The sequence below is a fragment of the Flavobacterium sp. genome (assembly GCF_035760125.1).
Lineage (GTDB): Bacteria > Bacteroidota > Bacteroidia > Flavobacteriales > Flavobacteriaceae > Flavobacterium.
In genome coordinates this window covers 1-11,757 of record NZ_DASTTN010000161.1, presented here as the reverse complement: position 1 = coordinate 11,757, position 11,757 = coordinate 1, and the positions used below count along the sequence as shown (strand labels likewise).

The 11,757-nt window shown below is 33.4% G+C and carries 16 protein-coding genes; 12 read left to right on the top strand and 4 right to left on the bottom strand.

The window, feature by feature from the left end:
- Positions 1-565 (top strand): lysoplasmalogenase (locus VFS71_RS06290; protein WP_326400049.1); only part of this gene is annotated, 565 nt, incomplete at its 5' end.
- A 254-nt stretch (positions 566-819) separates the two neighbouring features.
- On the opposite strand, the gene VFS71_RS06285 is transcribed toward VFS71_RS06290, so the two are convergent.
- Both VFS71_RS06285 and VFS71_RS06280 read right to left on the bottom strand, forming a co-directional pair.
- Positions 820-1,233, bottom strand: coding sequence for a DUF6691 family protein (locus tag VFS71_RS06285; protein WP_326400047.1), 414 nt, complete (start codon positions 1,231-1,233; stop codon positions 820-822).
- A 3-nt stretch (positions 1,234-1,236) separates the two neighbouring features.
- Positions 1,237-1,794 (bottom strand): YeeE/YedE family protein, encoded by a 558-nt coding sequence (locus tag VFS71_RS06280; RefSeq protein WP_326400046.1) that lies wholly within the window; start codon positions 1,792-1,794, stop codon positions 1,237-1,239.
- Positions 1,795-1,961: 167 nt separating this feature from the next.
- Here VFS71_RS06280 and VFS71_RS06275 point away from each other — a divergent pair, with 167 nt between their 5' ends.
- The 4 genes from VFS71_RS06275 to VFS71_RS06260 all read left to right on the top strand — a co-directional run bounded on the left by VFS71_RS06275 (position 1,962) and on the right by VFS71_RS06260 (position 5,322).
- Positions 1,962-2,411 carry a 2-dehydro-3-deoxyphosphooctonate aldolase gene (locus VFS71_RS06275; RefSeq protein WP_326400045.1) on the top strand — a complete coding sequence of 150 codons (450 nt, stop codon included), beginning with the start codon at positions 1,962-1,964 and terminating at the stop codon, positions 2,409-2,411.
- Positions 2,412-2,607: 196 nt separating this feature from the next.
- Entirely contained in the window at positions 2,608-3,426 is an 819-nt protein-coding gene (gene kdsA, locus VFS71_RS06270; RefSeq protein WP_326400044.1) for a 3-deoxy-8-phosphooctulonate synthase, read from the top strand.
- Positions 3,427-3,448: 22 nt separating this feature from the next.
- Positions 3,449-4,363 carry a hypothetical protein gene (locus tag VFS71_RS06265; protein WP_326400043.1) on the top strand — a complete coding sequence of 305 codons (915 nt, stop codon included), beginning with the start codon at positions 3,449-3,451 and terminating at the stop codon, positions 4,361-4,363.
- A 98-nt stretch (positions 4,364-4,461) separates the two neighbouring features.
- On the top strand, positions 4,462-5,322 hold the full coding sequence (locus VFS71_RS06260; protein WP_326400042.1) for a hypothetical protein: 861 nt from the start codon (positions 4,462-4,464) through the stop codon (positions 5,320-5,322).
- A 41-nt stretch (positions 5,323-5,363) separates the two neighbouring features.
- Here the strand turns inward: VFS71_RS06260 and VFS71_RS06255 are convergent, their stop codons facing one another.
- Positions 5,364-5,714 (bottom strand): DUF1801 domain-containing protein, encoded by a 351-nt coding sequence (locus VFS71_RS06255; RefSeq protein ID WP_326400041.1) that lies wholly within the window; start codon positions 5,712-5,714, stop codon positions 5,364-5,366.
- Between the two features lie 74 nt (positions 5,715-5,788).
- Here VFS71_RS06255 and VFS71_RS06250 point away from each other — a divergent pair, with 74 nt between their 5' ends.
- The 7 genes from VFS71_RS06250 to VFS71_RS06220 all read left to right on the top strand — a co-directional run bounded on the left by VFS71_RS06250 (position 5,789) and on the right by VFS71_RS06220 (position 11,227).
- Complete coding sequence (locus VFS71_RS06250; protein ID WP_326400040.1) at positions 5,789-6,418, top strand: hypothetical protein; 630 nt, start codon at positions 5,789-5,791, stop codon at positions 6,416-6,418.
- An 88-nt stretch (positions 6,419-6,506) separates the two neighbouring features.
- Positions 6,507-7,178 (top strand): YiiX family permuted papain-like enzyme, encoded by a 672-nt coding sequence (locus VFS71_RS06245; protein ID WP_326400039.1) that lies wholly within the window; start codon positions 6,507-6,509, stop codon positions 7,176-7,178.
- Between the two features lie 3 nt (positions 7,179-7,181).
- On the top strand, positions 7,182-7,478 hold the full coding sequence (locus tag VFS71_RS06240) for a winged helix-turn-helix domain-containing protein (protein WP_077370277.1): 297 nt from the start codon (positions 7,182-7,184) through the stop codon (positions 7,476-7,478).
- 54 nt (positions 7,479-7,532) lie between these two features.
- Positions 7,533-7,865 carry a hypothetical protein gene (locus tag VFS71_RS06235; protein ID WP_326400038.1) on the top strand — a complete coding sequence of 111 codons (333 nt, stop codon included), beginning with the start codon at positions 7,533-7,535 and terminating at the stop codon, positions 7,863-7,865.
- Positions 7,866-7,890: 25 nt separating this feature from the next.
- Positions 7,891-9,261: a cell envelope integrity protein CreD gene (gene creD, locus VFS71_RS06230; protein WP_326400037.1), complete on the top strand. Its 1,371-nt coding sequence runs from the start codon at positions 7,891-7,893 to the stop codon at positions 9,259-9,261.
- A 1,239-nt stretch (positions 9,262-10,500) separates the two neighbouring features.
- Entirely contained in the window at positions 10,501-10,683 is a 183-nt protein-coding gene (locus tag VFS71_RS06225; protein WP_326400035.1) for a hypothetical protein, read from the top strand.
- The gene (locus VFS71_RS06220) at positions 10,676-11,227 is read left to right on the top strand and encodes a Smr/MutS family protein (RefSeq protein ID WP_326400034.1); all 552 of its coding nucleotides are present in this window, start codon (positions 10,676-10,678) and stop codon (positions 11,225-11,227) included. The genes VFS71_RS06225 and VFS71_RS06220 overlap by 8 nt, the downstream gene beginning before the upstream one ends.
- 76 nt (positions 11,228-11,303) lie before the next feature.
- Here VFS71_RS06220 and VFS71_RS06215 read toward each other — a convergent pair.
- On the bottom strand, positions 11,304-11,757 hold a 454-nt coding region (locus VFS71_RS06215; protein WP_326400033.1), incomplete at its 5' end, for a hypothetical protein.

Here is an 11,757-nt window from a genome sequence, read left to right as displayed (position 1 = left end):
GCTTCCTATTTTAATGGGAGCAGTCATAGTTTCTGAAAGTTTTCCAACCAAAAAAATCCTTTTAACAGCATTGACCTTTTCTTGGATAGGCGATATTATTTTGCTTTTTGCGGATAAAGGCGAACTCTATTTCATCTTCGGACTAGTGGCTTTTCTTATATCGCATTTAGTTTATATTGCCCTTTTCAGCAAACAACAAAACACTAGAATCAACAATAACAAAGCTCTGTTTTGGATTGGTGTTCTAGCTATTTTAGCCTATTTCGTTTTTATGATCGATACTTTATTCCCTAAACTGGGACCATTAAAAATTCCGGTTTTGGTTTATGCGGTCGTGATTACCACTATGCTTTTCTTTGCTTTCAAAGGAAGCTTAAAATGGGCGATTCCTGCAAACAATTACACCCTTATCGGTGCGATTGTATTTGTAAGTTCGGATAGTATTTTGGCTTTCAACAAGTTTTACGCGCCAATTGCGCACGCTTCATTTTACATTATGGCGACCTATTGCCTTGCTCAATATTTAATTGTTGATGGTATTTTAAAGTTGAATTCCAAAATATAAAATAACATTTAGGGCGTGCCACCATTAAGAAAAGAGGCCTAATTTAGACTACACTTATTCGGCCTCTTCCTTAATGCTGTTGGGCTATCCGCGCTACTTCGGTAGCTTGCTTCAAATGAAATTCACTGAACTCATATGAAAATATATGTATAGTGAAGTAATCCCTCACGCTCACCTAAGACAAGACAATCATCCAAAAAAAAAAAGCATTTTCCTATTTAGAAAATGCTTTTTTTTATAAAGAGTTTTAATGATTAATGTGGCAATTTACTTTTTAAAGCACCATAAATAATAGTTCCAATCAGTGCGCCAATAAGCACAATAATTACAGGCATAAATCCAGCCCCTATCAATATAAAAATTGGTCCCGGACAAGAACCTACCAAAGCCCAACCCAATCCAAAAGAAATTCCTCCAATCCAATATCTAGCATTGTCTTTTGGTTTTTCCTGAATTTCAATTGGAAAACCATCTATGTCCTTGATGTTATATCTTTTGATAATCTGAATACCAACAATTCCTGTCGCAACAGCAACGCCAATAATTCCATACATATGAAACGATTGAAACTGAAACATTTCATAAATACGGTACCAAGAAACCGCTTCCGACTTGGTAAGCACTATTCCAAAAAGGAATCCTACGAGAAAATATTTTAATAATTTCATAGTCTAAAAAAGTAAGGGTAATAAAAAGTGAGCCATAATCAGTCCGCCAATAAAGAAACCAATAACTGCTTTCAACGATGGCAATTGCAAATTACTCAATCCCGAAATAGCATGTCCAGATGTACATCCACCTGCATAACGCGTTCCAAAACCTATTAAAATACCGCCACCAAGGAGTATCAAAATACTTTTTGGTGATTGCCAAATTTGTTCTCCAAATAAAGCTTGTGGCATTAACTGACCATTGGGAGCATCAATACCCATTTGGGAAAGTTGCGCTATCGTTTTTGGATTAATAGCAACATTAGTAGGGTCACTCATAAAATGCACAGCTACAAAACCGCCTGCCATAGCACCCAAAACAACTACAAAATTCCAACGATTCGCTTTCCAGTCAAAATCAAAATATTCAATACGCTTTCCTAATCCAGTCATCGAACACAAAGACTGAAGATTGGTTGACATACCAAAATTCTTCCCGAAATAAATCAGTGAAAGCATCACCATTCCGATTAAAAAGCCAGCAACATACCAAGGCCATGTTTGAAAAAGTAATTCCATATAAATTTGTTTTGCTTACAAATATAAAAGGATTTTGATAAATTTATTAGTTTGGATGTTTTTTGACAAAAAATTATAAGGATTACAGTTGGTTTTTGATAATAGAGTAAAGTTCTTTTTATATTTGTGGTAAGAAATACATCACTTTAAAAATTTAAAATCTCAAAATGAAAAAAATAGCCTTATTTATTACTCTACTCCTACTACTCGCTTCATGCGGAAGTATTAAATCTTCTTTAAAAAACGTAGACAATAATGCTCCAGTCCCTGTTGTAAAAAACAATGCCTTTATAATTACTCAATACAGCAAAGACAAAAAATATGGTTATGATAAAGACTACCCTATCAATATTTTTTACAAAGGCACAAAAAATGACACCATCAACCAAAAATATTTCATAAACGCTTTGGCGGGACCAAAGGGAGAAAAAATAACTTATAAAAAATTGGAAAACTGCTGCCCGTTTCCAACCAAAACAAGCGATATGGGTGCTGGATTTTTGGATGTGTACGAATTAAATTGGGAAGGTTTGAAAAAGCCAATCATCTTGTATTTGAACATCTACGAAAGAGGTCAATTGATGGTTCCGGTTGGTCTTAGTTTGAAGAAAATATAATCAAAACCACTACTGCCCTAGCCCCGATAGCAGCGGTATCCTTTTTGGAGTGATTTTTATTCGCTTCAAAAAGATACAAGCGGATAGCGGGAATAGCTCCAAATAACAGCTTTAATGCTTCTAAAAATAATCACGAAAACTAATTCGGAAATCGCAAAATCGAACTACCTTTGCACTTTCAAAAAAAACATACAATATGAACATACAACATATTCCACAAATCAAACATACTGAGAGCGGTAACTTCTTTTTATTGGCAGGTCCATGCGCCATTGAAGGCGAAGAAATGGCAATGCGAATTGCAGAAAGATTGGTAGGCATTACCGACAAATTGCAAATTCCTTACGTTTTCAAGGGATCATTTAAGAAAGCAAATCGTTCTAGAATAGATAGTTTCTCTGGAATTGGAGACGAAAAGGCACTTAAAATATTAGAAAAAGTATCTAAAACTTTTGGAGTGCCAACCGTTACGGATATCCACACTAATGAAGATGCTGCAATGGCTGCCGAATATGTGGATGTATTGCAAATTCCGGCTTTCCTTGTTCGTCAAACTGATCTAGTTGTGGCTGCTGCCAATACCGGAAAAATAGTGAACTTGAAAAAAGGACAATTCATGAGTCCAGAAAGTATGAAACATGCGGTTCAAAAAGTATTGGACTGCAACAATCAAAACGTGATGGTGACAGATCGTGGGACTATGTTTGGCTACCAAGACATGATTGTGGATTACAGAGGTATACCAACTATGCAGCAATATGCTACAACGGTTCTAGATGTTACACATTCATTACAACAACCAAACCAAACTGCAGGAGTAACTGGAGGAAGACCCGATATGATTGAAACTGTTGCCAAAGCAGGAATTGCTGTTGGTGTAGATGGTATTTTTATTGAAACTCATTTTGACCCAGCAAATGCTAAAAGTGACGGTGCTAACATGTTGCACTTGGATTACTTTGAGCCATTGATGAACAGATTGGTTGCCATTAGAAAAACAATTAATCAATTTTAATTTAACATAGAATACCAATACATTGAAAACATTTTTTTTTTACGCCTCATTTTTAGTTCTTTTTTTATCAATTAATACTTTTGCCCAAGGAGATATCCCCACTACCGAAAGATTTACTGCACACAATAAAGGCAAATTCTTTATTTCATGGGGTGGTAACAGAGAGAGCTATACTGAATCTGATGTGAACTTCAGAGGAAAAGATTACGACTTTACAGTTGATAATATGGTTGCTCACGACAAGCCAAAAGGTTGGCATATTGATTACGTGAATCCTGCTAACATGACAATTCCTCAAACTAACTTTAGAATGGGATATTTCATTAGCGACCATTACAGTGTTGCTATTGGTTGGGATCACATGAAGTATGTAATGAGCCAAGCTCAAACGGCTAATGTAACTGGGTATATTAACTTACCTGCTGATCAATCTGGATCTATTTACAACGGAGTTTATAATAATACTCCTGTAGATATGTCTCAAGGCAATGCTCAGGAAGGTGGTTATGAGAAAAATGTTGTTCAGCCAAATGGTACTGCTTTTTTAATGTACGAACATACAGATGGTTTGAATTATGTTAATACTGAGGTTTCCAGACATGACGATATTTCGAAATTATTTAAATTACCAAATACAGATAAAGTTCAGATTAACTTAACTGAAGGTTTAGGAGCCGGACTTTTATATCCAAAAACAAATGCTACTGTGTTAGGAATGCCTCGTCATGATGATTTTCACATTTCTGGATATGGTTTATCTGCAAAAGCGGGAATTAACTTTACGTTTTTCAAATATTTCTATGTACAAGGTGAGCTTAAAACGGGTTACATCAACATGCAAGATATTAGAACAACAACAAGTAGTGATGATAAAGCTTCGCAAGATTTCTTCTTTTTCCAAAGAATTATTGCTTTTGGAGGTATTTTTAGATTATAAAATACTCTCACATAAAATCAAAATCTCCTTCGGGAGATTTTTAGTATAAAATAGATTTTAGTTGCTTTAATAAAAATTATTAATCAAATTTAAAGACATTGAAAACAAAAATTTTACATACAGCTTTTTTAGTTCTTTTCTTTACTGCTAATGCTTTTGCTCAAGACAGTACGCCATCAAATGAATTATATACTGCACACAACAAAGGAAAATTCTTTGCCCATTGGGGAGGAAATAGGACTTATTATACTACTTCTGATTTACATTTTGAAGGAGAGGGATATAATTTTACAGTAGAAAATGCACAATCTCATGATTTACCAAAAGGCTGGAATGTCGATTATGTGAAACCTGGAAGCTTGACTTCATCACAGACCAATTGGAAAATTGGGTATTTTATCCACGATAAATTTAATGTTTCTATTGGGATTGATCATATGAAATATGTGATGACTCAAAATCAAACAGCAATGATTAACGGAACTATTAATTTACCTTCGAATGAAGCCGGTTCTCAATTTAACGGAACTTACAATAACCAACCAGTAGATTTAACCGACGGTAAATTTTTAAAATTTGAGCATACAAATGGATTAAATTATGTCTTTACTGAAGCTGCTTATTACACAGATATTTCTTCAATTTTTGGAATTACAAATACCGATATATTTCAACTAAATTTCACACAAGGAGTAGGAATGGGAATATTGGTTCCTAGAACAGACGCTACAGTACTGCAAAAACAAAGACATGATGAATTTCATATTTCAGGATACGGTTTTTCTGCTGATGCTGGTTTAAATTTCACTTTCTTCAAACATTTTTACATGCTAACCGAATTAAAAGGTGGTTATATTAACATGACAGATGTTAGAACTACTTATACTGGTGATCATGCTCAACATCATTTTTGGTACGGAGGAACGATCGTTTCTTTCGGAGGTATCTTTAGAATTTAATTCAACCTCAAATAGTTATAAAATCTCCTTCGGGAGATTTTTTATTTATATAATGTCACAGCTTCCTTTATCACATCAACCAAAATAGCATTGTCAATATCCTCTAAATTACAATACCGAAGCGACTTAACTGTATTCCTCTTTTCCCCCACAAGATAATCTTGGTTTCCTGCTAATTGAAAGCCTCTAGCAAAACCTGCATCTACAAATCCCTTTTTTTGATTGGGAGCCAAATAACAAAACATCTTTTTCTTATAATAAAAATAAGGTATTCCCCATTTGAAAAGCAAGTCCAATTCAGGAATTTCTCTTTCAAATACACTTATTAAATGTAAAAGAATTGATCTAAACTTTTCGGGCTGGCGGTAGATATATTCATCTGTAATTTTCATCTAATAAAAATAATAAAAAAGTATTGTTTTTATTAAATTTTATTATTTACTTTGTAATTCAAAGTACTTTATATATGGATGATAAATATTTACAAGACATCAGCGACATCAAAAATATGATGAATAAATCCTCTCAGTTTATATCTTTGAGCGGTTTGGGTGGAATAATGGCAGGTATATATGCCCTGATAGGTGCTTTTATTGCTCATGTACTAATTGAAAACAACAACAATAATTATGGCACTGATAATTACGACAAAATTATCACTTTGGAAAGCAACACTTTCAAGCTAATTGTTTTGACTGCTCTTGCTGTATTATTTTTATCAGTAGCCACTGCCATATTACTTACCTATAACAAAACAAAAAGAGAAGGAGAAACTGTGTGGAACAGTGCTTCAAAAAGACTGTTGACCAACTTTATGATTCCCTTAGTAACCGGTGGGATTTTTTGCTTGTTATTATTACGAAATGGAAGCTATGGACTGATTGCCCCCGTAACTTTGATATTCTACGGTTTATCTTGTGTAAATGCAAGTAAATATACACTTCGGGATGTGCGTTATCTAGGCATCACGATTATCATAATTGGCCTATTGGCCACTGAATTCTCAGGATATGCATTAGAATTTTGGGCATTGGGTTTCGGAATCTGCCATATTGTATATGGAAGTATGATGTACTTTAAGTACGACAGGAGTTAGAATTAAGATAACAGAATAAAGATTATAGATTGTGGAATTTAAAAAATAGAGAGTATTGAAGAATAGTATGGACACAAAAAGACCAGATATGAAAAAAACGAAATATATTTTTGCCATAATTACCTTTTTGATGAGTTTTGGATGTGCATTATTCATTGCTAATTCAATGTTTGGGAATATTCTTTTTGGTACACGACCTGTCTCCATTTTAGATAAAATAAAAGAAGGCGACATGATTTTTCAAACTTCTGAATCCAAACAATGTGAAGCCATAAGAATAGCAACAAATTCCAAATTTTCACATTGTGGTATTGTATTTATTGAGAAAGGTGAAAAATATGTTTTTGAAGCGGTACAACCCGTAAAATACACGCCACTAGAAAATTGGATTACACATGGAAAAGAAAATCATTTTGTAGTAACCAGAGTAAAAAATGCATCTACACTTTTAGGTTCGGAAACTTTACAAAAGATGAAAAACTACGCAAGTGGATTGAAGAACAAAGATTACGACTTGTATTTTGAATGGTCTGATGATAAAATATATTGTTCAGAATTGATTTGGAAAATATACAAAAATGGAGCTGGAATTGAACTGTGTCCGCTTCAGAAATTAAAGAATTTTAATCTAAAAGACACCCGAGTACAAGCAATACTTGCAGAAAGATACGGAAATGGAATACCGTTTGAGGAGAATGTAATAGCACCATCAAACCTGGAACAATCCAAAATAGTAACCACAATAATTGACACTTACTAAGACTTGAAAAACATTATTCAAAATATAAATAAAGCATTTGACCACCGCATTCGACTTGGAATCATGTCGGTTTTGATGGTCAATGAATCGGCCGATTTTAGTACTTTGAAAGAATTATTGGGCGTTACCGATGGTAATTTGGCTAGTCACACCAAAGCCTTGGAACTGGAGAATTACATTGCCATCGAAAAGCAATTCATAGGAAAAAAACCTAACACAAGCTACAGAGCCACAAAAGATGGTCGTAAAGCTTTCCAAGATCATATTGACGCACTTGAAAAATTAATACAGAAACGTTAAGATATTTTTTTAATTATCAACTTTGAAATTCAAAGTACTTTTAAATAACACACTATGCAAACTACCCTAACCCAAGAGGAACCTTTTGAAGGTAGAACCTCTACAGAACTCGCCGTTGGTTGCTTCATAATTGGCACATTATTTTTCATCCTTTTTCTAACGCTACAGGACACTTCTTTTATTTTAATCATTGGATTTATCTTCATTATTGCAGCAATACTTCTTAATGCAATAATGTTCTGTCACCTCTTGTATCATTTTTACATTTTACCCCAACAGCGAAAATACATTGGGTTTAAAATTTTAATTCTATTGGGTAACATTCCCATTGCATTTCTGTATTTCTGCATCATAAATTATTTAGCATCCACTAATTCACCTTTCTAATCAAATAACTTTTAATCACAAAAAAATGGAAACACAAGAAAATCAAAATCCTGCCCCTACCTCCTTTTTTCAATCTATTTTTCAATCCACAACAGCCAAAATGTTGATGGTAGGATTTCTAACCCTCATTTTACTAATACCGCTGGAATTTGTCAAAAGTTTGATTCAAGAACGTTCAAATCGTCAAGAAGAAGTCATCTCCGAAATCAACGACAAATGGGGCGAAAGTATATTCTTCTATGGTCCTATATTGAAAGTTCCCTACACCACTTTTGAGGAAACACTTTCTATTAACCAAAAGACGAATGAAACAGTAAAACAACAAAAAGCAATTACCAAATACGCTTATTTCTTCCCGGAAGACTTGAAAGCAAAATCCAATGTTACCACCAAATTACTCAATAGAAACAATTACGAATCGGTGGTGTACAGTCCCAAAATGAATTTTGAAGGAAATTATATTCAGCCCGATTTCAGCAGTAAAAACATTCCGGCCGAAAACATTCAATGGAATAAAGCCACAATATTGATAAAAACTACTAATCTAAAAAGCATCAAAGACGAAGTAAAAATCAATCTTGGCGGTAATAAATTAACATTTGAACCTGTTTACAGCACTAACATAACCGATTCTACCCAAGCTTTGGAAACTGGTTTTATAGACTTAAAAAGTACTCTAAAAACGGCCAAAACCAACTTTAATTTCAACATAAACTACAACGGGAGTAAACAAATAAAAATGGTCCCTATTGGTAAGACCACGCAATTAAGCATGCAATCCAATTGGGCTTCTCCAAGCTTTACAGGGAATTTTCTTCCTGATGACAAAACAAAGAAAATTGACAACAACGGTTTTGTGGCCAATTGGAAAATACTTCACATCAACAGAGCTTTTTCTCAGCAATTCTTTGAAATTTTACCTGATTTGGGTACTTATGCTTTTGGAGTTGACTTTGTGATCCCTGTAAACCAATACCAACAAAATGAAAGAGCTGCAAAATATGGCTTTCTAGTTATTGGCCTAACGTTTCTGGTTTTCTTTCTAATCCAATCCATCAGCAAAATCAGAATTCATATTTTTCAATACACCATGATCGGGTTGGCACTAATTTTATTTTACACTCTCCTCATTTCCATCACCGAACACAGTAGTTTTACGAAAGCCTATCTCATCGCTGCAACAGCTGTCATAACATTGATATCACTCTACTCCGTTTCTATCCTAAAAGGGAACAAATTCCCCATGTTCATTGCAGCATCGCTCACTGGATTGTACACCTTTATCTATGTCATCATTCAACTGGAAAACTATGCGCTATTGGTGGGAAGCATCGGTTTGTTTACCATCCTTGCAGCAGTAATGTACTTCTCCAGAAAAATCGATTGGAATAAATAAAGTAAAATAATTAGAAGCTTTATCCTGCTATCCGTTTCAAATGAAATTCACTGAACTCCAATTAAATAAAGTATTGTGAAGTAATCTTTTCTATTTTTAAAGAAAAAACAGAAAAGGATTTCCACTGCAAACGTAGTTCACTGAACTCCAATTAAAATAAAAGTTAAGTGAAGTAATCAGGGCTAAGGCATTCCTTTTTAATAAGCCCTTTTTATTGTACAATAAATTTCTATTTTACTTATTTTCAACAAAAAAAAACACAAAGTAATGAATCATTACTTTGTGTTTTTTTTGTTTTTTGTTTTTGTTTTCAATTATTCCTCATTCTGTGTGGCTCAGTTTAAGGAATTCGGGAATTGTACTTTGCAAAGTTAACATCAAATTAAATTTTATAATATTCAATTCTACGCCATTTTAATCATGATTTTTTATCTCTATGATTTTTGGTTTATTCTATTTGCAAAAGAAATTAGCAATACTAAAAGTAAAATTCCTGCAACTATCCCTAATTCTAATAATAAATGCATTTTAATTTTCTTTTTTACGTTAAACTCTTGAATTTTATTAGCATTTGTGAAAGTAAAAAGAATCGTAATTTATACTCAAAAATACTCCATCCTTAACACAAATCAACTAATAGCTCAAAGTTAAAAAAAAATAGATTATATCAAAATATCGTCGATAAAATACATCTTTTACCCATATAAAAAGGAATTAATCTTATATAAAAATCACACTACCTTATGAATTTATTTAATTTAAATCTCTTTTCTTACAGTATAGAAATACAAATACTAAGAAATAACATATGTTATTTTTGATCAAAAATTATTTTGGCTGTCTAGATGATTATATTGATGATGCAACCATTACTTTTTTCTTTATAGGATGATTTTAATACCTAACCAACCTTGAAAATTTTTCAGAATATGCCCTACAAACCCATTTGTTTTTAATTAAATCATATCTTATAACATTTATTATCAAACAAATATCCTCCAAGGCAATTTTGCGTAAGGGATTGCGGCGGTATCCTTTATTTTTTTCTTTCAAAAAAATAAAGATAAAGCCAAAAGCCCGACCCAATTGTGAAAAGCAAAGGAGGTACGACTGAGATTTTAACAACTGGGATACGCCCACAGTAAAATTACAGATTTTAGATCGCTATCATGATGACACTATTTATTTTCCTCTCAATAAGCCAAAAGTTTAGTATTTTTGAAAACTGAAAATGTAGTTATGAAAAAATTTACGATTTTGCTAATGGCTTTGGCTATTGGTGTTGCTTTGTATGAGCAAACGAGTGCCGATAAAAATGTGTATGTAATGGTAATTGCAATTGTCATTTTTATGATGGGGATGATGAAATTGAGCAGTAAGACTCCGAGTAAAAATCAAGATAAAGAAGACGATGATGTTTAATAAAGGTGATAAAGTTTCGGTGCTGGATGAAGCTGTTGACGGTATTGTTTTATCGGTCAAAGACAAGGTAGTTACTATTGAAACGATGGATGGTTTTGTGATGAATTTTGCTGCGAATGAGCTCATCAAAATAGGAGAATCTGCCAACTTGATGGAAAACATAAAAGGCATCAATATCAATGAAATAAAGAAAGAAAAGGAGATTCCGAAACCCAGAAGTTTTGTAAAAGAGAAGAAAGACAAGCATGAATTGCCTGTACCAGAATTTGATCTACATATCGAAAAACTGGTACCCAACAAGCGAGGGATGTCAAATTATGATATTTTGACTTTACAGTCGGAAACTGCCAAACGCCATATTGAATTTGCGATTCGCAATCGGATTCCTAAGATTGTTTTCATTCACGGTGTGGGTGAAGGTGTCTTGAAAGCCGAATTGGATTTTCTATTTGGACGTTATGACAATATTGTTTTTCAGGATGCCAATTATCAAAAATACGGTGCCGGTGCAACCGAAGTTTATTTTAAACAGAATAATAAATAAGTAACCATACTTCATAAAAAAAACGTCAATGCTTAAATTAAAAGTATTGACGTTTTTTTATGTATTTCAAGATTCTTTATGATTTGGTGGTTTGCAACTCCCCATATTTATAACTGTCTCCTAATTGAAAATTATTAGCGTCTTTTTCAAGTGTAACATTTTTAAGAATAATGGTATGCTTAAAAGTGTTTGGACCACTTGTAGTAGTAGTAACTTCGATGACTCCCCCAGCTTTCCCTAACCATGTTTGATTAACGGTTGGCAATAATGGATCTGGTGTTTGACAAAAATAAGATGGTGGTACAACACCGTTAAACAAACGGTAAACTAATTTATTTTTGACAAGTCCTATTACTCCAGTTCTTGGAGAACCAACTGGCGTAACCTCATTCGCAATTAATGCTGGATCCATATTCAGTGTAAAAGCCTCGCTTTCGGTAAAATCATATACTTGACCACTAGTACATATATTCAAAAGTCCGTTAAAACCAAACGGTAACGGATCTACAGTTTTCAAGTAATCACCAAAA